Raw genomic sequence first — 23,375 nt, 5'->3', positions numbered from 1 at the left:
TTGCCAAGAAAGTCACTTGGTCTTTAAAACACTGGTGTTCTTGCCGAGGAGATGTTCGCTACGGGAAGTCGCTTTCCACGGGCAACGGCCTTAGCCTCCTCGGAGGAAGACCGCTTCCTGCTCAGGTCTACCTGTTGCTTTTCCTGTAGGAGTCGACAACATCCGCTCCCATCTTAGAAGAAGTATGTTTCTTTTGCTTTCTTACAAAGAATTCAAACTAATTCTAGCGGAAGAAATACACGGAGACTCCTGTGGGAATGCGCAGTGGGAAGACCCCGCAGGAAAAAAGTGCTCTTCTTTTTTTCGAGGAGGCTGAGCTCAAGCCCACGGAAAGCGGAGTGTATTTCTGGAGCGGCTATCTTCAGCATTTTTTATATTCTTTCTCATTCTGCAAAAAAGGACGAATGATTCATCCGCCCTCTCCTGCACTTATTTCCACCAATCATTATAAACAGAAGCAATCGGCTCACGCTTATGCATCGTTTTTATATAATGTGCTTCAATGGTTTCTCTCGCCTTCTGAGATATTTCTTTTCCCTCTAAATAGTCATCCACTTCTTCATACGTGACACCTAACGCTTCTTCATCTGCTAAGGCTGGTCGTTCATCTTCTAGATCAGCAGTCGGCTTTTTCATATAAAGATGCTCAGGACATCCCAATTCTTTTAACATTTGCTTTCCTTGACGCTTATTTAATCCGTCAAGCGGCACAAGATCACAAGCACCATCTCCATGCTTGGTAAAGAATCCAGTAACTGCTTCTGCCGCGTGATCTGTCCCTAATACAAAACAGTTATACACACCCGCGATACTGTATTGTGCTTTCATACGTTCTCTAGCTTTTTCATTTCCTTTTAAAAAATCACTAATAACAACACCTGCAGCACGTAATGTTTTCTCACTCGCATCCACAGCTTCTTTAATATTGACCGTCAATACCTTAGAAGGCTGGACAAACTGAATCGCATCTTCCACATCTTCTGCATCTCCCTGCTCCCCATATGGCAGCTTGACACCAATAAATTGGTACGCTTGCTCTTTCTGCTCCTCGTTCAATTCATCCATTGCCAGCTGAGCCAGTTTTGAAAGCAAGGTTGAATCCTGTCCGCCTGATATGCCAAGAACGAAGCCATTAGCAAAACTAAATTTTTGCAAATACTCCTTCATAAAATTTATCCGGATGCGGATTTCTTCTTTCGGATCGATTTCCGGTTTTACATGTAATGCCTGGATAACGGATTGCTGTAATTCACTCATTCATATACCCCCTTTAAAAAACTAACGATCTTGATCCTGCTTTACTTGCTTCTTCACATTTTCAATATGCTCCATTTTACTATTCCATAGTTTTATGCTTAAATCGACAGGGTATTCAGCCGGATAGTTTGTACGTTTATACTCATCCCAGAAAAGCTGAAGCTGATTCTTCACATAATTTTGCACTTGCAGCAGGCCGGGACATTCATAGACAATTTTACCATCTACTGCAATATCATGGTGCAGATTCACCGCATCAAAATTAGAAACCATTTTCTTATAATACGTATGAATCGGATGGAAAAGCATAATTTCAGCTTCCTGATTGGGATCTTCATCCTCTAGTGTCAGATAATCTCCTTCGCTGTGATGATTACCTCGATTAATAATCCGGTACACTTTTTTCTTTCCTGGTGTTGTCATCTTTTCCGGATTGCCTGAAAGCTTAATGGTATCCACCATTTTCCCATGCTCATCCTCAATGGATACCAGCTTATAAACAGCTCCAAGTGCAGGCTGATCATATGCTGTAATCAGCTTTGTCCCGATACCCCATACATCAATCTTTGCATGCTGAGCCTGGAGACTTGCTATCGTATATTCATCTAAATCATTCGAAACATAAATTTTCGCATTTTCAAAGCCAGACGCGTCTAACATTCTTCTAGCTTCCTTCGATAAATAAGCTAAGTCGCCGCTATCAATCCGAATTCCTTTAAAATCAATGTTGTCCCCTAATTCTTGTGCTACTCTAATCGCATTCGGAACGCCCGAATTCAGTGTATCGTAAGTGTCTACTAAAAAGACACATTCCCGATGCGTTGCTGCATATTTTTTAAAGGCAGTATATTCATCACGGTAAGCTTGCACCATGGAATGTGCATGAGTCCCCGATACAGGGATGCCAAATAATTTGCCTGCCCGGACATTACTTGTCGCATTGAATCCGCCAATATACGCAGCTCTTGTTCCCCACACAGCGGCGTCCATTTCCTGCGCTCTTCTTGTGCCAAACTCCATCACAGGATTATCTCTGACCAATTGTCTGATACGTGAAGCCTTCGTCGCAATAAGTGTTTGGTAATTCACAATGTTTAATAAAGCCGTCTCCAGCAATTGCGCTTCTGCTAATGGTGCTTCCACACGGATAATCGGTTCATTTGCAAACACAATTTCCCCTTCATGCATGGATTTCAGGGAGCCTGTAAATCGAAGACGGCGTAAATAATCAATAAAGTCCTCTTGATAACCAAGCTCTTGTAAATAGATTAAATCAGATTCACTAAAGCGGAAGTTATGTAAATACTCAATAATTCGCTCTAGCCCGGCATATACTCCATAGCCATTTCCAAATGGAAGCTTGCGAAAGTATAAATCAAACACAGCACTGCGATTATGTACACCATCACGCCAATACGTTTCAGCCATATTTATTTGATAAAGATCTGTATGCAGCATTAAGCTGTCATCTATATAATTCATTTCCGATTTCCTCCTGTGGGTTTATATGTTTCCTATTTTATTACCAAATAGATGAGAAAACAATATGATCATTAAATCGATATAACTGGAACGGCCGGAATGAATTCCGCTCCGTTTTCTTTAAGTTTCCATGATGGTCGACAACTTTTTCTAAAAAAGGTAATTTAGGAGCTTTCCCGAAAAAGACAGATGTGTTTGTAATTCTCGAGTGATCAGATACGGTCATCAGTACACGCTGCAATTCAGATAAACTGACAACTCCCACAGCTAAAACAGTGGGGTTCTAAGGTACTAATACACTTCTTAACAGCGCCCTTATCTTCCTATCACTTTTCACCGCTTTATGTCTTTTTAGGGCTTTCCCCAGGCAAGAATTATAGACCATTCTTGTAATGTTGAATTTCTTTTCCAACCGATGTTGTTGCCAAAGGGGGATGTGCACAGGAAATTCAATCGTATAACTCGGTGTATGATTTCTCGCCATCGGTTCAACTCCCCTCTAGTTTTGTTTTTTCTGACTTTCATCTGCATTTTCTTGAAGTCACTCTTTTGATATTCGCCATAATATTAGCGGGGTTAAGCGTTGACAACACGTTTGAAAACATATGTGTATGGTCTGTGTCACACTAATAGCAACAACAATTTTCAATTTTTCACATATTTCCCGTACTAACTGTTTGAAGCGTTCCTCTACATCCGTACAAAGAAATAGTTTCCTTCTATAATTGGGGACAAAAAAACAAAATAATAGTTAACTAATAATACGGTTGTGTTTGTTCATCTATATTCGTTCATATATATTGTATCGGCTTATCTGATGCACTGCAATGCATATATAACAAAAAGAGTTCATTTTTCAGATACTTGAAGCGTCACAAAACTTTCCGTTTTTAGTGGCACTCCGTATCCGACCTCATTCTCATCCCACACCTAAAGGAGTGGGCTTTCTCATTCGAAAAATAGGTAAGCACTTTATCTTTTCCAAACGTACAACAAAAGCTGAAAAAAATTTTCAGCTACATCTGCCACCGATTTCTTTTCAGCTTTTTTAATTATGCTTTTGTTTTTTTGGAAAAATCGTGTATGACCACGAATATATAAAATCAACAATAAAGATAAGCCCCCAAAGCTTTGACAATCCAAATGCTGTATCACTGGCATACGGAGACTGCCGGTAATCATCTGTCTCTATCCAGGACAAATCCGATAAGTAATCCAATATTCCTTCTGTACCGCCTAATCCATAAATCCACAAACCTGCTTGTACCCCAACAAAAATAATTAAGTGCATCATTGCACTAATACGATTTTTGCGGGCAATATATTTAGCATTCTGCTGACGCTCCATTATCTGCACATCTTTTTCCGTTAACAAAGAAACTCCGCGCCATTTACCAATCGTTTTCCGCATCCAGCGATCAAGCCGTTTAAAGTCAGCGATTCCAAACGTACATGCGTAGAGCACAAAAATAGTAATGATGATTTGAAATGTACTGATTTCTCCTGTTAGCTGATAAATATAAAGAGCCAGTACGGCTTCAAAAATAAACAAAGCTAAAAATAAACTGATAAAGATAACACTTAACTTCCTCTTATTCAGCAGGTACCTGGTTAATCCAAATAATAAAAGCGAAACAACAGAAAGAATCTCAGCTGCAATAAATAATTCCCATTGGTAGGTTAAAAGTGCTTCCTGCATGGCTTATCTCCTTTTTGTAAGTTCGTTTTATACTATTTACGCAGGAGTGGAAGAAAAGTTTCATAATAGTAAAAAAATCGGGAAATCTCTCCTCCCCGATTTTTTCAACAGAATCAATCCGTTGCATATTTAACCACTGCATCATGCAGAAGTGAAACAACCTCTCTTCCAGCACGATCATTATAATATTTCGCAAATCGTTCATCTGCTAAATACATTTGCACCAAACCTTTGTGTGCTTCTGCTGAATAATCTGGCCAAGAATACATCAGCCATTTTTTATGGTGTTCATAGACTTCTTTTGCTTCTGCTGCGTCTAAATCTTTTGTTTCTGCCAGTTGCTCCAGCTTCGCAAATAATTCATCTTCTATTCTTTGCATTTCCTGAAAATCTGCTTCACTGAGGTTCATCCACTTTTTATTCGATGCTTCTATTGTTTTCTCGCCATATTTTTCTCTGATTTCTTTTCCATATAACCTTTCATTCTCTTCCAGACGTTCTTTCTTAAATCCTTCAAATTTTTCTTCTGCTGTCATCGTAATCTCTCCTTTTGTATGTTGAATTGTTTTTTTCACCGTAGCTAACAATTGATTTATCCTTTCTTTTTCTGCTACCAGTTTGCACTGATGTTCTTCTAATGCAGCAAGCGTATTAAAATCAGGATTATCCAATACGGAGTGAATCTGCTCCAGTTTCATCCCTAATGAACGATAGAGTAAAATTTGCTGCAGACGATTTATTTCTTTTTCTCCATAAAGCCGGTATCCTGAATCTGAAAGCTTTGCAGGCTTTAATAAATCAATTTGATCATAATAACGGAGTGTTCGTGTGCTGATACCAGACATATCAGCTACTTGTTTGATGGAATATCTCATTCCTTTTACCTCCCTTCTATTCTTAATATAAAGATTTACGCAGCGTAAAGGTCAAGTCTTTTTTAATATTATATTAGAAAATCTGGTTGCGCTCCTGTAAGTAAGAAAATATAAAAACCCATCTTAATCCGCTTCTAAGATGGGTTTATCTTACCTTATTTAAATAATTTCATTAAAAATTAGTCCGCCATTTAAATCAATTATTTTCAAGCGGCTTGTATCCTTGATAAAAATGGTTTTATACTTTTTCTGATTATTTTCATCCCCGATAAACAGAATTCGTTTATGCGGATTATCCTCCACAACTTGAACAGAATCATTTCCTGATGGAATTTGATTTTGAATAGCTTGCATTTCTTCCTGCGCACTTTCGCCTGTTTGTTCTTCAAAAGCCACTGCTTCATTACCTTTTGTAATTTCTTCCGCTTCTCCTGTGTTGGAATAGATTCCAGTGAATAATAATGCTCCTGTTACTGTAGATAGTAAAATTGTCTTCATGTAAAAAACCTCCTTGATTTATTTACAATTACCAGTTTAGTGGAAAGCTTCTTAAAATGTACTTAAAGGAAAATGAGAATTTGATGAGAAATATTCCTTCTTCACTAAGCGTTTATTTTCACAGGGATGGGGAAAAGATAATATGTCTACTCTCTGTTCCCGTTCTTCTGTGGAAGATATTCGAGCAGTTATATTCTCCATTTTCACGTACCAAACCTTTCTATACTATTAAAAACACTTATACAGTTAACACAATCGGAGGAACGACAATGAACAAAATATATGATGCTATCGGTATTGGAATTGGTCCATTTAATTTAAGTCTTGCTGCTTTAACAAATGATTTGGATGAAGCAGACATTTTATTTTTTGAGCAGGAGGTTTCTTTTGATTGGCATCCGGGGATGCTGATTGAAGGGATGGACCTGCAAACACCTTTTATTGCAGATCTTGTGACATTTGCAGATCCTACAAATCGCTTTTCTTATCTAAATTATCTTTACAAGCATAATCGTATGTATTCATTTTTCTTTTTTAACCGTTTTACCATTCCCAGAGAGGAATATAATGCTTATTGCAAATGGGTAGCTTCAGAGTTAAGCAATTGTCAGTTTGGACAATGTGTAACAGATGTGTCAGAAGTGCCGGATAAATCCTGTTATGCAGTCACCGTCCTGTCCATAGAGGATGGCAGTAAAAAAATCTATTATGCAAAACATATCATTTTAGGAACAGGCAGCATCCCGAATATTCCAGCACCATTACAGGGGTTCCCGGAAGAGGATATCACACATACCAGCCGTTATACTTATTTTCAAGATGCTTTAAAAGAAGGAAGCTCTATTACTGTCGTAGGTTCAGGACAAAGTGCATCAGAGGTGTTTTATGATTTGTTAAAGGACCAAAAAAACTGCGGTTATGATTTAACCTGGTTTACCCGTTCCGGCGGAATTTTCCAAAAGGAGGATACAGGACTTGGCAGAGAAGTGTTTTCTCCAGAGTATATTGATTACTTCCATAACCTGACAATGGAAGCTCGGATGGAATCTCTTGAAAATTTAAGTACTATCCGAAACGGTGTAGATCCTAAACTGTTGGAAAAGATTTATGAGCTGCTCTATAACCGTTCCATCGAGTCTGCTTTGCACGAGGTCACTATCCAGACAAATACTGCGGTAAATGCGATTGAGGCACAAACTGATTCAAATACAGAAAGCTACCGTCTGCAATGTGAACAATGGCAAAAAGGTGAGAAATTTACTTATCATACAGACAAAGTTATTCTTGCAACCGGATATAAGCCGTATCTCCCAGACTGGCTGGAGAATTTTTATGAAAAAATAGAATGGGAGGATGAAAAAAGATTCCGCGTAACAGCAGATTATCGTCTTGTCTTTAAGGACTCCCGCGAGAATCAAATTTTCACCTTGACAAACATTGAGCATTCCCATGGTTCCAGCGCAACAAACCTTGGGCTATCAGTATTACGTAATCAAAAAATCATCAATTCCATTGTTGGTAAAGAAGTCTATTCCACACCGGATCAAGCAGTTTTTCAACAATTTGAAATGAAAAAATCATAATTACAGAAAAAGATGCCAGGTGTGCTTCATACACATTCAGCATCTTTTTCTCTACATTAAATCCATTTCCAGCCTTACCATATCCACAACCTGTATCCCATTTTCAAAGATTGGCTCGTCATAGTGACGCAAAAAGAAGTCACGATCAATGGAGACCATGCGAAAACCGCATTTCTGATACAAAGCTAGCTGTGTAACCCCTGAATTACCTGTTCCAATCTCTATCGTGCGGTACCCCTGCTGTTTTGCTGTCTGCACAGCATGTAATACCAGCTGTTTTCCAAATCCTTGCCCGTGATAATCTTCATCGACAGCAACATTTACCAGTTCCACTGTATCTGGCCTTGTCGGCAGAAGAACATACACACCAATCATCTTTTCTTCTTTCTCCAGCACATAGCAAGTTCCTCTTGAAGTATAATCACGCACTAATCTCTCTGATGGATCAGCAAGCAATAACAGATTCATAGGTAACGCTTCTTCTGCACGCAGCTGACGTATCATATTTTTCACCTCTTTTTTGACAGTTAAGGATGTCACCCAAAAGCTTGGTGACAACCAAGTTTTCTTTAAAATTGACTTGTTTCTTTCTTTGTAATCTTCTAATATTAGGAATTAGAAATCAAATATAGTATATCAATATTTACAAATTTAAAGGAGATTAAAATGAATGTTACCATTGTCGTCCTAACCGTCATTATGATGGGACTTATTTTATTCATCGGGGCATTGGTCGCCTTGAAAAATACAATTACATATGAAGCAAAACAGCTATTTATGAGCGTTATTATCAATGTTGCTGTTCCATTTATTATTTTAAATGGTGTCTTCAATACCGATTTAACGGATGACGTGCTGCATCAGGTTATTCAGATATTTATTCTCAGTGTCAGCTTTAATGTTTCAGCAGTTGGTATTTGTTTCTTATTTGGAAAAATTATCGGCTTCTCCATGACAAAATCAAAGCAGCTCGCTTTACTGGCTGCCATTGGAAATTCTGGTTTTATTGGCATTCCATTATGTGCCGCTATCTTCGGACCGATAGGCGGTTTACTTGCTGCTATTTTTGATGCAGGACTGGATGTTGTTGTCTTTTCTTTAGGAATCTACCTATTGCAAAGTGACGATCGCTTCGAATGGAGACATTTAAAAGCGCTGGTGAATATGCCATTAATTGCGATCAGTTTTGGGCTTCTTTTTGCTTTCAGCGGCTGGGAGGCTCCTGTTTTATTAAAAGATCTGGCCAGCATGCTCTCAGCATTAGCTGCTCCAATGGCCATGCTCTATGTCGGTTTTAGTCTGCCGGAGCTTTTTCGCAGCAAAGAGCCTTTATTTTATCGCGAGCTATGGATGCCCTTAACGTGGAAGCTGCTTATCCTGCCAATGATGATTATGATTATTCTGTCCTTTCTGCCAATTGAAGCTTTGCTCAAAAATATATTAGTGATTCTTTCCTGTATGCCAACCTTTATGCTGTCAGCTGTTCTATTTTCCCGCTATACAGATAGAGAACAAGAAGCCGTGGTTACATCTGTGTTTTCTACATTACTTGCTCTCGGAACAATTCCCTTTATCGCCTGGCTGTCCACCTTTTGGATCAGCTGATATTTACTACTGCGTGTAAAATAAGTGAAAGCAGATGAACATGTCACTCATGCGCGTCTGCTTTCATTCTACTTTTTCTTAATGATAAACCAATTTCCAGCACCTTATGATAAGTACAAATTAATCCAACAACGTGAAACAATATAGCTTTTGTTAGTCCTCCAAGTATAATACCCAGCAAACCCGCCACAAAAAGCGGAGAGTATTTTTTATTTACAGTCTCTTCAACGCGGTCTCCATGGTGAACTGTCAAAGAATTGCTGGAGAAAAAGCTCTGATTAACTGTAATCTCAGCTGTATCTTCAGAAACGGATGCAATAAATACATCATTACCTTTCAGTTTCCCCTGTGCTTCTCCATTAACGTTAACCTTTATACTGGGGAATCCACTAAGTGGACCTGTGTTTCTGTTGATATGAACCTCCATCTATGTACCCTTCTATCATTTTATTTCATTAAAATATACCAAATAACGAAAAATGAAAGAGACTAAAGGAACAGGTACGTTGGAACTGATTTTTTAATCAAGAAACAGAAAGCCGATCTGCTCACAGAACAGCTTCCTGTTATATGAAAAAAATAAACTGCTGCAGTGATTACTCCTGCACAAAATATAACTCTTAGCCTTCTTTTTGCATCGCCTCTTCCTTTGTACGTTCTACCGTCCCAAATGGGTGATGTGGCGGTGCATAAATCGTATACAGCTTTAAAGCTTCATCTCCTGTATTTGTTATGTTATGCCATGTACCAGCAGGAACCATAATAGCGCTATCTTCTTCCACTTGCTGCTGAATAGTCAGATTATCTTGCCGATTGCCCATCTGCACAGTTCCTTCTCCTTCTTCGATACGCAGAAATTGGTCTGTATCCGGATGTACCTCTAAACCAATATCACTTCCTGCCGGGATGCTCATTAATGTAACCTGAAGATGCTCTCCTGTCCACAAGGCGGTACGGTAATTTGTGTTTGCTTCTGCTGCATTTTCAATATCAATAACAAAGGGATTTCCTCCATAATCAGTAACCCGGGAATACATTTGGGAGTCCTGACTGGTTTCTAAATACTCTGCTAAATGATTCGCAATTTGATAATCTGTCATCGCCAGCTGATAAAGCAGCTGCCGGGAATACGGCTCATTCACCTGCTCACTTTTACGATAGTGTTCTTCATAGCTTTGAAGAGCATATTCATAAATAGATTCAAAACTTACATGCTCTTCCTGTTTATGCTCTGACTGTCTTGTATCTATCTGCCGTCCAGTGAAATGTTGATAAATCTGCTCCAGGCTTGCTGCTATTTGATTTTTAGATTGCACAGCATAGAGTATTTCCTGTCCGGAGTCTTCCTGCCTAAACGGCTCCAGCACTTGAAAATACATAGGAATTAACGCTGCTTCACGCTGCAACGTTTCCTCTACCATAATAGCTGTCTGTTTATCATAGGCGCTTCCCTGATTTAAATGTGGATTCATTCGATTCATTTGCTGCTGATAAAAAGGATTATAATACATTTTAGTCTTTTTACCTACCTTTCCTTAATCTTCTATCAGCATATGACTATAAATGAAAAATGGAACCCGGAAAAAAGAAGAGACACCTGAAAGCATCTCCCCATTCATCTTATATTATCCTGTGTCTAAATATTCCCTATCATTTCTGCTTGCGTTTCTTCTTATTTACCAGCTTTAAATTCCTTCTTCTCCACCGCAATCATCAAAAACATCGGTCTGCGCAGCTCATGCTTCATTGCCGGTACCTTCTCCAGCATCTCCTCTGACGGTACAGATTCCTCCACACGTAAAATGTCAAAGCCTGTCTGTATTAAACTATTTATAAATGCAGATACTGTACGATGGTACTTTATTACCTTTTCATTTAAAAAGGACGCTTCCCGTTTTCCCTCTATCTGATAATAATCCACAGGCCAATATAAAGGCTCCCCGCCCGCTTTATCATAAATCCAGTCCTGCTCTTTTCTTGCCGTAAAAATAGGATGCTCCACTGAAAACACGAAGCTGCCACCCGGCTTTAAAATTGTATATACTTTTTCACAAACACTGTCAAACGATTCGATATAATGAAGTGCAAGGGAGCTGATAACAATATCCATAGATGCTTCAGAAAAATCCATATCCTCGATAGCTTGATGCAAGTACGAAATACCGGAATCATCCGTCAGCTCTTTTGCCTGCGCAAGCATCCGTTCAGATATATCTGTGCCTATCACAGATTCGGCTCCCTGTTCTTTGGCATAACGGCTGTGCCAGCCAAATCCGCAGCCTAAATCTAAGACTTTTTTTCCTTTAAAATCGGGCAGCATCTCTTTTAATATATGCCATTCTCCAGCTGCTTCCAGTCCCCGCTTAGACCGGTCCATATCAGCATATGCTTGAAAAAATGGATGATCATCATATTTATTCTGTTTCAACGTTTCACTTCCTTTCGATTTCAGTTTATTATACAACATAAAAAAGCATATCTATGAAAAACATGCTTTATACTTGAAAATTATGTACCTGACAGCAACCTTATTCCAGTTAATGAATGATAAGGTATACCGCCAGAATAATTATATTAATCGATGATTTTATCAAATAACTGAAGAAGATAATGGGGGCAAAAAGCGATTACTGCAAATTATAAAATCTTTTCATATCTGCAATGCCCATGATTCGTGCCTTTATAATCGTAGCCAAAGCCTTTATATATCTGATTAAGTTTTTTATTACTTTCCACACAATCTAATCGAATTCGGCGCATTCCCTGCGTCTTTGTGTAAGCTTCCATCCAATCAACAATAGGCTTTCCCAGACCTCGTCCAATATGATCATAATCTACGGATAAGCGATGCATATAAAATGCATCTTCACTGGACTGCCCCCAGATATTTTTATCCCAAGGAGTCTGCATATCGTTTAATGTAAATGTAGCAATCGTTTCGCCATTTTCCTTAACAATAAAAGTAGCTCCATCTTCAATAGACTGTCTTACTTCCGGATCCTCTTCATCCTGATCAAGAAATTCCCACTGTTTGAGCCGACTTTTCTTCAACCATGTCGTAACACTTTTTAATAAGCGCAGTATAGACTTCATATCTTCCTTTTGTGCAATATACACATGCAGCTCTTGATCGATTGATCCAACTTTTTGCGACATAAATCTACCTCCTTATATCCTTTGCTATATATTCGACACGAAATTTAAAAATTCCTGCTTTCGAATAAAAAAAATTAAAATTCCTTGCTTCTATTTTCTCTTATACTGTGTGTTCAGCAGGCTACAAATTAGATGCAAGAAGGTCAAAGCGTTATGATTTTTTACGTGCGCGTGTTGTGATGGCTTCTGTATTGTCCATAAGGTAAAGGACATGGACGATCTTAACAGAAATCCCTCTATGCCTATAAATACGTGAGTAATAACAAATGTTTTCGATGGGACGAGTAATCGCAGTCCAGTCCCATCAGAAAAATCATATCAGCTAAAGCGTTCGCCGCATATTTGAGGGATTTTTGAACTACCTCTTATAACAAGTAATTACCTCTTCAGTTTATTACGAATCTCTATTTGTTTCCTGATACAGAATTGCACAATCTTTGACCGCGTTCCTTCCCTCATATCCATAAATTGGATAGCATTTTTAAACATTTTATTCTGTTGCTTCATCACATTGACAATTTTGCCCTTAAATGCTATTTTCTGCGTATCCGATTTCTCTTTCAAATACAATACGCCTGTCACTTGATCTCCAATTTCAACGATTTTAAAATTTGTGAAAAAAGCTACTCCGCCACCGCTGATATCATGGGTAGTAACGGTTATATTCTCAGCTTCTATTTCCTCCCGATTCTCATTTATCCCCTCAGCAGGAGGCAATGTCAAATCCATATCTAACATTATTTTCACACGGAAAAATTTCCTTCTCTGTACTACTTTTATTTCGCTTGTATCAGGTTTATTGAGTGATATTCTCCCGTTCAGATGACGATATATTTTTGTATCAAATTTACACACCCCTCTTTCATCATCGAGAAAGGAAACAGTAACGCACATGCCATTTTCAATAGACATCGGTATATTCTGCTTATTCACTGGTGGTTGAATCAGCATATCAGACTTGTTCCAAATAAGCTGTGTAAAATAAATTTTTTCCTCTGAAGTCATAATTTCAAACAATTGGCCATCCCAAAACTCCGTGTATTCTTTCAAATAAATTTCCCCTTCCTTCAGTTATGAAAAACAGATATTTGTGTTCTGTAATTTATTTAATCTATGTAATTCTGCAAGAAAAAATTCTACCACAACAAAAACTAATATTTGTATTATTAATAAAGCAAATGAATGGATGATTATCTTAACAATGAATATAGAACTATATTTCACTGAAAAAATATTCATTTATAGGTACTTGGACAGGAATACCTTGTCCTAATTATAGCGTTTTTTTTAATTTTTGTAATGATAATTACAATTTTTATTATTAATTGTGACATGCATCTTATCTTTCATTTTTTATTAAGAAGTTTCATCCTTTTAGCAAGAGAAGTATATATCAGCGAAATGAAGCAGATGTCTAGCATTTTATAATGAATCAGAAAAATATGTATAGTACATTTAAATAAAAATAAAGTGCTCTTTTTCCGTATACAAAGAAATTTCTTTCACATAATTTTTAGAGGTTCTTAAGTTCAGCTAACATATTGACACCGCTTCCAGATTACTGTACTATATATCTTATCATCTAAAATTAAATAATGTGGATTGTAACTCTTTGAGGCATTACCACTCTTTTTCAAAATGAAGGAGGGGTGAAGTATGTACTTAAAGAGTTTTTTTGTGAGGTGAAACCATGAAAGTTGTTAAAAAGCTGAATAATAATGTTGCTGAGTGTATTGATGGCAATGGCAATCAATTAATTGCATTTGGAAAAGGAATCGGTTTTCCAAAAATGCCTTATGAATTAACAGATTTAAGCTCCATCCATATGACATTCTATAAACTGAATGATCATTTTGAAAAGATCATCAAAGAGCTTCCTGAAAATATCTTAAATCTAAGTGTGGAAATTGTAGAAATGGCTCAAAAAGAACTCAAAGGGCAATTAAATCCAACACTTGTTTTCAGTTTAGCCGATCATATTCACTTTGCTATACAGAGGGTGACGAATTATCAAAATGTAAAACTGGCCTTCAGTCACGAGGTTGAGAAATTATATCCCGAAGAAAATAAATTAGCTGAAAAAGCAGTAAAAATGATTAATCGTTCCTTAAATGTCTATTTGCCCAAAAATGAAATTACCAGCATTGCTGTGCATTTTCTTAATAGTCAATCCGAATTTAAAATCTCTCAAGAAGAAGCATTAATTGAAGAAATCGTAAATAACGTAACAAAGGTTATGGAAGAAGAACTATCCATCCGTATTGATAAAGATGAATTCAATTATAATCGCTTCCGTACCCATATGGTTTATTACTTAAAACAAATCCGGAATGGAGAGCAATTTCTTGAGAATAATGAAAAGCTCTTACAAAGCCTGATTCAGGATTATCCTGAGATTTATAAAACTGCCGAAAAAGTTCGGGAGGTCATTTATCAGTCTTTGGCAATCCGGCCATCTAATGACGAGCTAGTTTATTTAATGCTCCATATTAATCGGCTGCACAAGAAAAATATAAGGAGATAAGAAGATGAAAAAAACAGATTATGGCCAAATGGCTAATGAAATCATACAAAATGTAGGCGGAAAAGAAAACATCAGTCATGTAACGCATTGTATGACAAGATTACGCTTTAATTTAAAAGATGAAAGTCTGGCTGATACCGATAAGCTAAAAGAAGTCAATGGGGTTTTGGGAACAACCCAGTCAGGCGGCCAATTCCAGATAATCATTGGACAGAATGTAGAAAAAGTCTATGATCAGCTATCTGTAGATTCAGATCATGCTTCCTCTCCTTCTGCTTCTGACGAAAAAGAAGCTAAAAAAGAAAAGTTTTCTTTTAAAAGAGCAGGAAATAAGATCCTTGATGGGCTGGCTGGAAGTTTAACACCATTAATTCCAGTGCTTGTAGCTGCTTCTATGTTCAAGATGCTTACTGCTGTACTGGGACCGACAATGCTGGGTATTATATCAGAAGAAAGCTCTTTATTCATTTTATTTAATTTTGTCGGGGATGCCGGTTTTTATTTCTTCCCTGTCATGCTGGGTTATACAGCCTGTAAAAAGTTCGGCTCAAATCCAGTCTTGGGGATGTTTCTTGGCGGCATTTTAATTCATCCAACCTTATTGGGATTTGCTGAAGCTGGAGAAAAATTCTCGGTATATGGAATACCAGCCACACCTGAAAATTACACAAGTACAGTTATCCCTATTATACTGTCAGCTTGGGTAATGTCTTACATTGAGAAGAATTTGAAAAAAGTTATCCCTGCAACCTTAGCAACCATTTTAGTTCCTACTTTGACAATTATGGCTATGCTGCCTATCGCATTAGTTGTCTTAGGACCGGCAGGATTCTTTGCAGGGAACTATATCAGCACCTTCCTGCTATCTCTTGATTCGATTGGCGGATTTCTTGCTGTTGCTATTATTGCAGCATTATGGCAATTCTTAGTGATGACCGGGATGCATTTGCTGATGATTACTACATTAATTACTGTATTTGCTCAAAATGGACAAGAATCCATTGTCGGCCCTGCAGCAATTATTGCCAGCATTTGTGTTGCAGGTATGAGCCTGGGCACTTTCTTGCGCTTGAGAAATAAAAATGAAAAGGCACTATCCTTCAGTTTCTTTATTGCTTCTTTTATCGGTGGTGTGACCGAACCGGCACTATATGGACTGGGCGTGCGCTATCGAAAGCCTTTTATCGGATTGATGATCGGCGGATTTGCAGGAGGATTATATGCGGGTATTACAGGGGTAACAAACTATGCACTCATCCCTGTAGCCAACTTTATTTCCATGACTGGATTCTTTGGAGGAACAACTGCGAATGCAGTCAATGGCTTACTTGCCTGTTCAATAGGTTTTGTTGTCACAGCAGTGATAACGTATGCGCTGGGAGTACAGCAGCAAACTCAAAAAAAGGAAGAGAGTGGAAGTGATATTTATGAAGAAAAAAGTGTTGTTTAGAGCAGATGATTTAGGATATTCCGAAGCAGTAAATTATGGTATCGAAAAATCTGTCAAGGATGGATTAATTTCCAGTGTGGGTGTCATGATGAATATGCCTGCGACACAGCATGGTGTGGATTTATTAAAGAAAGAAAATATTGCATTCAGCCAGCATACCAATATCTGTGTCGGTAAACCTTTATCCGACCCGAAAAGAATACCTTCCCTGGTTACAGATAAGGGCTATTTCAAACCTTCCAGGGAATACCGGTCAGCAGGCGAGGATTTTGTAGTATTTGAAGAGGCTCTGATTGAAATCGAAGCGCAGTATCATGCGTTTATTCGTTTGTTTGGCAAGAAACCAGATTATTTTGAGGGGCATGCCATTGCGAGCCATCATTTTTTTAAAGCTTTAGAGTACTTTGCAGAAGTACATGGACTAACTTATTCCGGATTACCGGCAGGAGCCGGTCCTAATGATCTTACCAGCAACGACTCTTTTATTATCGTCAATAATACGAAAGTGTATCTGATGATGGAAAGCATGCAGGCTGATTATGACCCTTATCATTCTTTGGAAAAAATGCTGGATAATCTGCATGAAGATGGCGTTGACATGATGATTTTTCACCCAGGTTATTTAGATGATTATATTTTAAAGCATTCTTCCCTGCTGATTCCCCGTACACAGGAGGTTGCTATGCTTACGGATACTCGCGTCAAGGAACAATTAAATGAAAAAAATATTGATTTAATTTCTTATAAAGAGCTCTAAATAGAGCGAAAAAAGCTTCTCCCGGCTGGCTGGGAAGAAGCTTTTTCTATATTAATCCACCACAATATACGTCACCTTCACTGGTCCATGAACACCAGCAATCAGATTCATTTCAATATCTGCACTATTACTCGGACCTGTTACGAAACAAACGCTGGAAGGAGGAGCAATGCCCTTTTCATTATCCTGATGAAGCTTGCTAGGCTTTGAAGCGAGGCAGGATTCTCAATTAGAAACGTTTAGCCTGCTGTAGGAGCCACAAAAAAGACTTCTCTATGAACAATCCATTATTATGAAATCCATTACATCTTTCAAGCAGCTTTCATTTTAAGATTTGTCATTGAAATTTTATGAATGTTTTCTGCTATGAAGGCGTATTTTTATTATAGTTACTTCTTTCATCCTATTTTTTAATTTATCAGAATATAGTGTATTGACTTTTTCTTTCTAACCCATTAAACTTAATGAAAACGTTTACATTTTTTGTTCTGCTTTCTAACAATTCCATCATCACTTTATTATTCGTTGTGAAAGAGGTTGTGTCATGGCAAATATTCAAGAGGTTGCTAAACAGGCAGGCGTCTCCATTGCTACCGTTTCACGCGTTCTCAATAACACATCCAAGGTCTCAGAAAAAACACGTTTCAAAGTCGAAAAAGCCATTCAGGAGTTAAATTATGCTCCCAGTATGCTTGGTAGAAATTTACGTAACTCTGAAAGCCGATTACTTCTCGTCCTTATCCACACCTTTTCCAATCCGTACTACACAGAAATCATTACCGGAATTGAAGATTACGCCATTGAAAACAACTATAATATTCTGCTTTGCGAAACAGATGATAACTTACAGCGTGAAGATATTTTCCTTAATATGGTTCGCAATAAATTAGCTGACGGAATTATCTCCATGAACCCTACTGTGCATGTTGACAAACTGAAGGAGCTTGCAAATTCTCATTCCATCGTGCTTTGCAGTGATTATTATGAAGATGCCGATATCCCTTATATTGCGATTGATAATACTATCGCTGCTTATCGGGCAGTGAAGTATCTTATTACAATGGGAAATAATAAAATTGGCTTGATTAATTTTAATGAAAACCTGCTCTATGCAAAACAGCGGCGAATCGGCTTTGAGAACGCATTAAACGAATTTCAATTACCCATCTGTGATGAGTGGATTCATCATAGTGACGGATTGACCTTCCAGGACGGCGTGGAAGCGATGCGGCGAATGCTGCGTTCCAAAAATCGGCCAACTGCTGTATTTGCCATTTCAGATACATTAGCCATTGGAGCACTCAAAGAACTCCATGCCCAGGGAATTAAAGTTCCGCAAGAAATGGCGATTATCGGGTTTGACAATATTGCTTTTTCCAGTATGACTACACCTACACTGACAACCGTTTCTCAACCAAAATATCAAATGGGCTACCGCTCAGCAAAAATGGTAATTGACCATATTCAAGGGTTAACCATTGAAAATGTCATTATGGATTATGAATTAATTATTCGAGAATCGACACTGGAATAGGAGGGATGTAAATGATTGTAGGAATCATTGGCTGTGGTTCCATTACGCGCTTCAGGCATGCTCCCGAGTATACAGCAAATCCATATGTAGAAGAGATTGTTTTCTATGACAGGAATCCCGAACGTGCCGAAGAAATGGTGCAATTATTCGGAGGAAGAGCTGCTTTATCGCTGGAGGCACTGCTTCAAGATTCGACCATTGACGCCATTAGCGATTGCTCCTCCAATGAAGCGCATTATTTTCATACAACGAAAGCTTTACAAGCCGGTAAGCACGTTCTCTGTGAAAAGCCGATTGCCACTACTGTTGAGCAGGCAGAAAAAATGGTACAAATAGCGAAAGAAACAGGAAAACTGTTAATGATTGATCATAATCAGCGCTTTACAAGAGCACATCAAAAAGCACGCGAAGTCCTTCAAGCAAAAGAGCTTGGCGACATTCTTTCCTTCCAGACAACTTTTGGGCACAGTGGTCCAGAAGATTGGGGAACAACCAAATCAAATGCAACCTGGTTTTTTAAAAAAGACCGTTCTCATTCTGGGGCAGCAGGAGATTTAGGTATTCATAAGCTGGATCTGCTCTTCTATCTGTTGGATGATGAGATAATAAGCCTTCATTCCTACGCAGCCACCTTAGATAAAGTAGATGAAAACGGGCAGCCCATCGAAGTGAATGACAATGTTGTCTGTATTTTAAAAACCGCCGGAGGAAGCATCGGTACTGCCACCTTCTCTTGGACCTATTACGGGGAAGAAAATAATTCGACAACGATTTACTGTCAGCAAGGCATTCTGAAAATATATCAGGATAAGCACTATCCACTAGTTATCGAAAAGAAGAATGGTGAGAAAGTCCACTATACATTAGAAGCGATTCAAACCAACACAAATCAAACAAACTCTGGTGTGATAGATGCCTTTATCCACTGTATTCAAGAAGATGAAAAGCCGATTGTCAGTGGTGAAGATGCGTTAAAGTCATTACGGCTGCTTGAAAAAATTCTAAAGCAGCAAGATGATGAAATGTAATGGATTTCATGAAGTACCAGCCTAACTCTTTATGTTAAGGAAAGGGGGCGTTTTCTACATCTATTCAGCCAAGTTCCATCTATTCTCATACGCTAATTGCAAATGGTCATTCTGCTTTCTTCCAGTCTATTTCATAAGATTTACTAAAGGGTTAACAAGAATCATTAAAATCGAGGAGGTTTACTATGAAGAAAAAAAGTTTGGGCTTCTTAATTATTGCTATGCTAATGCTTTTATTGGCTGCCTGCGGCGGGGGAAGTGAATCTGACGGGGCTTCAGATGATAGTAACGCAGACAATGGAAATGGCAGCGGAGGATCTGAAGAACAATATAAAATCGGTATACTTGCTCCAGAAGTGACACATGGCTGGGTTGCAGCAGTTGCTTATCACGCAGAAGAACGTGTAAAAGAACTAGGCGATCAAGTGGACTATCAAATTCAAACCAGCAGTAATGCGGAACAAATGACTTCTCAATTAGATGATTTAATGACTTGGGGAGCAGATGCCATTGTTGCTTTCCCTCAATGGGAAGGCATGGAAGTCCCGATTCAAAATGCCATTGACAGCGGTGTAACAGTGGTCAATTTTGACATTGTTATTGATGTGGAGGGTGTTTACCGTGTTGCAGGTGATAATGAAGACATGGGAATTCAGGGAGCGAATTACATTGTAGATAAAATTGGTGAAGAAGGAAATGTGGTTGTACTCGAGGTTCCTTCCTCCGGATCTGTATCGGAATTACGGACAAAAGGCTTCGAGGAAACGATCGCAGAAATTGCTCCAGATATGAACCTGATGACTTATGCAACAGAATTCACACGGGAAGATGGTTTAGCAGACTTCTCTGATATCTTAACCTCTGTTGATGAGATTGATGCCGTTTATTCACTCGATGACGAAACTTCTATTGGTGTTTTGCAAGCTATTCAAGAAGCCGGCAGAACAGACATTCAGGTTGTAACTGGCGGAGGGGGGGGCGCAGGAATACTTTGAGATGATGCCGGAAAATGAAGATATTTGGATTCAATCAGCATTATACAGTCCTGCAATGGTCCAGGATGCTGTGGACATAGCCATCGACGTTCTCAATGGTGAGGAAGTGGAAGAAGAAACCATCATTCCTACTACTGTCGTTGACCGTGATAACTACGAAGAATTCCTGGATGCAGAATCACCGTATTAAAAAAAGGACGCACTAAAACGTGTTATGTCCAGATAGGGAGCAGCATAAGCTTGCTTCCTTTTCATCCATTCCTTAGAGGTGATGACATGCTTGTAGAATTAAGAAACATTCGAAAGTCATTTGGTAAAAATCATGTTCTAAAAGACGTCTCCCTCTCTATTAAAGAAGGAGAAATCTGTGCATTGCTCGGAGAAAATGGGGCGGGTAAATCAACCCTGATGAACATCTTAGGCGGTATTCATCAGCCGGACACAGGCAGTATTTATGTAGAAGGTGCAGAGGTTAAATTAACTGGTCCTGAGCACTCTATTAACCTGGGAATTTCCTTTATCCATCAGGAATTAAATTTAATCAATGATTTGCCGATCTATGAAAATATGTTTTTAGAAAGAGATTATAAAAAAGGGTTTAAACGTGTACAGCATCAAAAAATGATTCAAGAAACGAAGAAAATATTTGAACGCATGCATGTCGACCTTGATCCTCGTACGCTTGTCAAAGATTTAGATTCTTCCTATAAACAAATTATTGAAATCTGTCGTGCGATTACAATGAACGCCTCTGTCATTATCATGGATGAACCGACGACATCGCTCACAGATTCTGAAATCGAACGTGTCTTTACCATGATGCGTCGGTTACGTGATCAACAGGTCGGTATTATTTTCATCTCTCATAAGTTAAAGGAAGTCATGGAGGTTTGTGACTCTTATGCCGTACTTCGTGATGGCAAGCTTGTCTCTGAAGGGCAGGTCAGTGATGTAACAACAAAGGATCTTGCCCGCTTTATGGTTGGCTATGATGTCCGGACAGACCGGCTGGTGCAGCAGCGTCACCGTGGAGAAGAAATTTTGCGTGCAGAAGAACTTACGTATAACACAGATTTTTTCAATATTTCTTTTTCCATTCATCAAGGGGAGGTTGTCGGATTTACTGGCCTGTTAGGTGATGGACGCAGCGAGCTGTTTCAATCTATTTTCGGAGCAAATGATATCTCAACGGGAAAACTGTTTCTTTACGGAAAGGAAATAAAAATTCATACAACCATGGATGCCATAAAAAATGGGATTGCTTATCTTCCAAGAAACAGAAAAGAAAACGCCATTATTAAAGATATGGATATTCTCGAAAATAGCGCTATTGCTTCTTGGAATATGCATGCAAAATGGGGCATTATCCAAAACCGGGTACATAGAGAGAAGCTGGATACACTTCAAAAACAGCTCAAGATCCGGATGACGGGTTCTTCAAGCAGTATCCTGAATCTCTCTGGAGGGAATCAGCAAAAGATAGTTTTAGCGAAATGGCTTTCCACAGAGCCTCGTATTCTTATTTTAGATAATCCTACGCAGGGAGTGGATGTTGGAGCGAAGGAAGATATATATGATATTATCCTGCGCTTAGCTGACGAAGGGATTGGCGTTATTATTCTTTCCAGTGAAGCGAATGAGATTCTGAGGCTTTGTAATCGCACATATGTCATGTATCATGGGCATTTGCAGGGGGTATTAGAAGGGGAGGAAATGAATGAACAATCTATTATGGAATTAGCTACGGGCGGAGATGCTTTTATTTCCAAGTCTTAAATGGAGCAGTTTACCACCATAAAGTAACGTTTAAAAGGAAGCACTATTCCATTATAGCGCAGTTTCATTTTATCCAGTAACGAAAAGGGGTGTACCTTTTGACAGAAAAAAACATCAATCGCTTTCATCAGTTTATCACCTGGTTCAAGGATCGGTGGTCAACCAGTCCACTGTTTAGTATTTTTATTGCGTTAATTGTAATGGTTATCTTACAAACGATTGTGTTGGGCTTTGACTATAATTCGTTTGGAGAATGGTTTACTTCCTGGACAAATAACTGGATTAATATTTTACGAAACAATGCCAGTGTAGCAATTGTTGCACTTGGAATGACGTTTGTTATTATGACAGGCGGTATCGACTTAGCAGTAGGTGCGACACTTGTAGCCACAGGGGCACTGACAATGACACTGCTTGATGTTGGAGCGAGTGGCCTATTAGGATCAATCGGCATTACGGGATGGCCGGCAATTTTGATTACGATCATTGCTGTTATCATCTTTGGCTATTTACTTGGCTCCTTAATTGGCGTAACAGTTACACGAGGAATGGTTCCTCCTTTCATTGCCACCTTAGGCGCAATGATGGTATTCCGCAGTGTCACCCAGCATTTCATGCAGGGTTCTGCACCACGTGTACCGTCTGAGTTTTTGCAAATTTCCAATCTTCAAATTGGAAACTATATGATTATGCCCATTATCTATTGGATTTTAATTGCAGCAATAATGTATTATATTTCCAAAAGAACCACCTTTGGACGGCAAATTATTGCTGTCGGTTCCAATGAAAGGGCTGCCAGACTTTCAGGAATTAATGTGAAACAGGTTAAATTTCGGGTTTATGCTCTTTCTGGAATGCTGGTAGCGATCGCTGCAATCATTCAAGTTTCCCGGATTGGCTCGATGGATTTTGCCGGGTCAGGACGCGGGATGGAAATGGATGCCATCGCCGCAGCTGTTGTCGGGGGTACAAGTATGATGGGCGGAAGAGGTTTTATTCTCGGAACAGTCTATGGGGTGTTAATTATATCTGTACTGAACAATCTGCTCAATCTTTTTGGGGTTCCTCCATTACTTCGGGATGCGTTCAAAGGAATTATCGTGATTGCAGCTGTTCTGTTACAGCGAAAGGAAAAAACTTCTTAACGAAATAGATT

22 protein-coding genes and 2 pseudogenes are annotated in these 23,375 nt (G+C 38.7%); 11 read left to right on the top strand and 13 right to left on the bottom strand.

Features of this window, described 5'->3' with window-relative positions:
- Window positions 1-429 precede the first annotated feature (429 nt).
- The 6 genes and pseudogenes from nadE to FLK20_RS07395 all read right to left on the bottom strand — a co-directional run bounded on the left by nadE (window position 430) and on the right by FLK20_RS07395 (window position 5,811).
- Window positions 430-1,257 (bottom strand): ammonia-dependent NAD(+) synthetase, encoded by an 828-nt coding sequence (gene nadE / locus FLK20_RS07415; protein ID WP_152655931.1) that lies wholly within the window; start codon window positions 1,255-1,257, stop codon window positions 430-432.
- Between the two features lie 21 nt (window positions 1,258-1,278).
- A complete protein-coding gene (locus FLK20_RS07410; RefSeq protein ID WP_152655930.1) occupies window positions 1,279-2,739 on the bottom strand; it encodes a nicotinate phosphoribosyltransferase in 1,461 nt (486 codons plus the stop codon).
- A 524-nt stretch (window positions 2,740-3,263) separates the two neighbouring features.
- Window positions 3,264-3,516 (bottom strand): annotated as a pseudogene (tnpA, locus tag FLK20_RS22230) (IS200/IS605 family transposase); the annotation flags it as partial.
- A 271-nt stretch (window positions 3,517-3,787) separates the two neighbouring features.
- A complete protein-coding gene (locus FLK20_RS07405) occupies window positions 3,788-4,438 on the bottom strand; it encodes a hypothetical protein (protein WP_152655929.1) in 651 nt (216 codons plus the stop codon).
- Between the two features lie 113 nt (window positions 4,439-4,551).
- Complete coding sequence (locus FLK20_RS07400; protein ID WP_152655928.1) at window positions 4,552-5,313, bottom strand: MerR family transcriptional regulator; 762 nt, start codon at window positions 5,311-5,313, stop codon at window positions 4,552-4,554.
- 159 nt (window positions 5,314-5,472) lie between these two features.
- A complete protein-coding gene (locus FLK20_RS07395; protein ID WP_152655927.1) occupies window positions 5,473-5,811 on the bottom strand; it encodes a hypothetical protein in 339 nt (112 codons plus the stop codon).
- A 269-nt stretch (window positions 5,812-6,080) separates the two neighbouring features.
- Between FLK20_RS07395 and FLK20_RS07390 the strand changes: the two genes are divergently transcribed.
- Window positions 6,081-7,394 (top strand): lysine N(6)-hydroxylase/L-ornithine N(5)-oxygenase family protein, encoded by a 1,314-nt coding sequence (locus FLK20_RS07390; protein WP_152655926.1) that lies wholly within the window; start codon window positions 6,081-6,083, stop codon window positions 7,392-7,394.
- Between the two features lie 51 nt (window positions 7,395-7,445).
- Here the strand turns inward: FLK20_RS07390 and FLK20_RS07385 are convergent, their stop codons facing one another.
- The gene (locus FLK20_RS07385; protein WP_152655925.1) at window positions 7,446-7,898 is read right to left on the bottom strand and encodes a GNAT family N-acetyltransferase; all 453 of its coding nucleotides are present in this window, start codon (window positions 7,896-7,898) and stop codon (window positions 7,446-7,448) included.
- 162 nt (window positions 7,899-8,060) lie between these two features.
- Here FLK20_RS07385 and FLK20_RS07380 point away from each other — a divergent pair, with 162 nt between their 5' ends.
- Window positions 8,061-8,999 (top strand): AEC family transporter, encoded by a 939-nt coding sequence (locus tag FLK20_RS07380; protein WP_152655924.1) that lies wholly within the window; start codon window positions 8,061-8,063, stop codon window positions 8,997-8,999.
- A 43-nt stretch (window positions 9,000-9,042) separates the two neighbouring features.
- Here the strand turns inward: FLK20_RS07380 and FLK20_RS07375 are convergent, their stop codons facing one another.
- The 5 genes from FLK20_RS07375 to FLK20_RS07355 form a co-directional block, all read right to left on the bottom strand.
- On the bottom strand, window positions 9,043-9,426 hold the full coding sequence (locus tag FLK20_RS07375) for a hypothetical protein (protein ID WP_152655923.1): 384 nt from the start codon (window positions 9,424-9,426) through the stop codon (window positions 9,043-9,045).
- 193 nt (window positions 9,427-9,619) lie between these two features.
- The gene (locus FLK20_RS21575; protein WP_227994908.1) at window positions 9,620-10,510 is read right to left on the bottom strand and encodes a cupin domain-containing protein; all 891 of its coding nucleotides are present in this window, start codon (window positions 10,508-10,510) and stop codon (window positions 9,620-9,622) included.
- A gap of 161 nt (window positions 10,511-10,671) precedes the next feature.
- Window positions 10,672-11,427 (bottom strand): class I SAM-dependent methyltransferase, encoded by a 756-nt coding sequence (locus FLK20_RS07365; RefSeq protein ID WP_152655922.1) that lies wholly within the window; start codon window positions 11,425-11,427, stop codon window positions 10,672-10,674.
- A gap of 209 nt (window positions 11,428-11,636) precedes the next feature.
- Window positions 11,637-12,155, bottom strand: coding sequence for a GNAT family N-acetyltransferase (locus FLK20_RS07360; protein WP_152655921.1), 519 nt, complete (start codon window positions 12,153-12,155; stop codon window positions 11,637-11,639).
- Window positions 12,156-12,533: 378 nt separating this feature from the next.
- Window positions 12,534-13,205 carry a flagellar brake protein gene (locus tag FLK20_RS07355; RefSeq protein WP_152655920.1) on the bottom strand — a complete coding sequence of 224 codons (672 nt, stop codon included), beginning with the start codon at window positions 13,203-13,205 and terminating at the stop codon, window positions 12,534-12,536.
- Between the two features lie 640 nt (window positions 13,206-13,845).
- On the opposite strand from FLK20_RS07355, the gene FLK20_RS07350 reads away from it, so the two are divergent.
- The 3 genes from FLK20_RS07350 to FLK20_RS07340 are packed head-to-tail and all read left to right on the top strand — an operon-like array spanning window position 13,846 to window position 16,886.
- A complete protein-coding gene (locus tag FLK20_RS07350; RefSeq protein ID WP_152655919.1) occupies window positions 13,846-14,679 on the top strand; it encodes a PRD domain-containing protein in 834 nt (277 codons plus the stop codon).
- A gap of 4 nt (window positions 14,680-14,683) precedes the next feature.
- Window positions 14,684-16,129 (top strand): PTS transporter subunit EIIC, encoded by a 1,446-nt coding sequence (locus FLK20_RS07345; RefSeq protein WP_152655918.1) that lies wholly within the window; start codon window positions 14,684-14,686, stop codon window positions 16,127-16,129.
- Window positions 16,107-16,886: a ChbG/HpnK family deacetylase gene (locus tag FLK20_RS07340; RefSeq protein WP_152655917.1), complete on the top strand. Its 780-nt coding sequence runs from the start codon at window positions 16,107-16,109 to the stop codon at window positions 16,884-16,886. The genes FLK20_RS07345 and FLK20_RS07340 overlap by 23 nt, the downstream gene beginning before the upstream one ends.
- A 51-nt stretch (window positions 16,887-16,937) precedes the next feature.
- Here the strand turns inward: FLK20_RS07340 and FLK20_RS07335 are convergent.
- Window positions 16,938-17,060: pseudogene (locus FLK20_RS07335) on the bottom strand (LUD domain-containing protein); the annotation flags it as partial.
- A gap of 370 nt (window positions 17,061-17,430) precedes the next feature.
- Here FLK20_RS07335 and FLK20_RS07330 point away from each other — a divergent pair.
- From FLK20_RS07330 to FLK20_RS07310, 6 genes are all read left to right on the top strand, one after another.
- Complete coding sequence (locus FLK20_RS07330; protein ID WP_152655916.1) at window positions 17,431-18,420, top strand: LacI family DNA-binding transcriptional regulator; 990 nt, start codon at window positions 17,431-17,433, stop codon at window positions 18,418-18,420.
- A gap of 11 nt (window positions 18,421-18,431) precedes the next feature.
- On the top strand, window positions 18,432-19,448 hold the full coding sequence (locus FLK20_RS07325; protein ID WP_227994906.1) for a Gfo/Idh/MocA family protein: 1,017 nt from the start codon (window positions 18,432-18,434) through the stop codon (window positions 19,446-19,448).
- A 185-nt stretch (window positions 19,449-19,633) separates the two neighbouring features.
- Window positions 19,634-20,443, top strand: a complete 810-nt coding sequence (locus FLK20_RS07320; RefSeq protein ID WP_227994897.1) for a substrate-binding domain-containing protein — start codon at window positions 19,634-19,636, stop codon at window positions 20,441-20,443.
- Between the two features lies 1 nt (window position 20,444).
- Window positions 20,445-20,633 carry a hypothetical protein gene (locus FLK20_RS21875; protein ID WP_227994895.1) on the top strand — a complete coding sequence of 63 codons (189 nt, stop codon included), beginning with the start codon at window positions 20,445-20,447 and terminating at the stop codon, window positions 20,631-20,633.
- Window positions 20,634-20,719: 86 nt separating this feature from the next.
- Window positions 20,720-22,219 carry a sugar ABC transporter ATP-binding protein gene (locus FLK20_RS07315; RefSeq protein ID WP_152655915.1) on the top strand — a complete coding sequence of 500 codons (1,500 nt, stop codon included), beginning with the start codon at window positions 20,720-20,722 and terminating at the stop codon, window positions 22,217-22,219.
- A 98-nt stretch (window positions 22,220-22,317) separates the two neighbouring features.
- The gene (locus FLK20_RS07310; RefSeq protein ID WP_152655914.1) at window positions 22,318-23,364 is read left to right on the top strand and encodes an ABC transporter permease; all 1,047 of its coding nucleotides are present in this window, start codon (window positions 22,318-22,320) and stop codon (window positions 23,362-23,364) included.
- Window positions 23,365-23,375 lie beyond the last annotated feature (11 nt).

This window comes from Oceanobacillus sp. CFH 90083, from assembly GCF_009389585.1.
GTDB lineage: Bacteria > Bacillota > Bacilli > Bacillales > Amphibacillaceae > Oceanobacillus.
This window is presented reverse-complemented; position numbering and strand designations above follow the sequence as displayed.

Bases quoted from the DNA above. Each gene is read 5' to 3' on its own strand.
- FLK20_RS21575 (WP_227994908.1), bottom strand. From the start codon at position 10,510: ATGTATTATAATCCTTTTTATCAGCAGCAAATGAATCGAATGAATCCA.
- FLK20_RS07315 (WP_152655915.1), top strand. From the start codon at position 20,720: ATGCTTGTAGAATTAAGAAACATTCGAAAGTCATTTGGTAAAAATCAT.
- FLK20_RS07395 (WP_152655927.1), bottom strand. From the start codon at position 5,811: ATGAAGACAATTTTACTATCTACAGTAACAGGAGCATTATTATTCACT.
- FLK20_RS07350 (WP_152655919.1), top strand. From the start codon at position 13,846: ATGAAAGTTGTTAAAAAGCTGAATAATAATGTTGCTGAGTGTATTGAT.
- FLK20_RS07345 (WP_152655918.1), top strand. From the start codon at position 14,684: ATGAAAAAAACAGATTATGGCCAAATGGCTAATGAAATCATACAAAAT.
- FLK20_RS07375 (WP_152655923.1), bottom strand. From the start codon at position 9,426: ATGGAGGTTCATATCAACAGAAACACAGGTCCACTTAGTGGATTCCCC.
- FLK20_RS07410 (WP_152655930.1), bottom strand. From the start codon at position 2,739: ATGAATTATATAGATGACAGCTTAATGCTGCATACAGATCTTTATCAA.
- FLK20_RS07405 (WP_152655929.1), bottom strand. From the start codon at position 4,438: ATGCAGGAAGCACTTTTAACCTACCAATGGGAATTATTTATTGCAGCT.
- FLK20_RS07340 (WP_152655917.1), top strand. From the start codon at position 16,107: ATGAAGAAAAAAGTGTTGTTTAGAGCAGATGATTTAGGATATTCCGAA.
- FLK20_RS07400 (WP_152655928.1), bottom strand. From the start codon at position 5,313: ATGAGATATTCCATCAAACAAGTAGCTGATATGTCTGGTATCAGCACA.
- FLK20_RS07330 (WP_152655916.1), top strand. From the start codon at position 17,431: ATGGCAAATATTCAAGAGGTTGCTAAACAGGCAGGCGTCTCCATTGCT.
- FLK20_RS07325 (WP_227994906.1), top strand. From the start codon at position 18,432: ATGATTGTAGGAATCATTGGCTGTGGTTCCATTACGCGCTTCAGGCAT.
- FLK20_RS21875 (WP_227994895.1), top strand. From the start codon at position 20,445: ATGATGCCGGAAAATGAAGATATTTGGATTCAATCAGCATTATACAGT.
- FLK20_RS07380 (WP_152655924.1), top strand. From the start codon at position 8,061: ATGAATGTTACCATTGTCGTCCTAACCGTCATTATGATGGGACTTATT.
- FLK20_RS07385 (WP_152655925.1), bottom strand. From the start codon at position 7,898: ATGATACGTCAGCTGCGTGCAGAAGAAGCGTTACCTATGAATCTGTTA.
- FLK20_RS07390 (WP_152655926.1), top strand. From the start codon at position 6,081: ATGAACAAAATATATGATGCTATCGGTATTGGAATTGGTCCATTTAAT.
- nadE (WP_152655931.1), bottom strand. From the start codon at position 1,257: ATGAGTGAATTACAGCAATCCGTTATCCAGGCATTACATGTAAAACCG.
- FLK20_RS07320 (WP_227994897.1), top strand. From the start codon at position 19,634: ATGAAGAAAAAAAGTTTGGGCTTCTTAATTATTGCTATGCTAATGCTT.
- FLK20_RS07360 (WP_152655921.1), bottom strand. From the start codon at position 12,155: ATGTCGCAAAAAGTTGGATCAATCGATCAAGAGCTGCATGTGTATATT.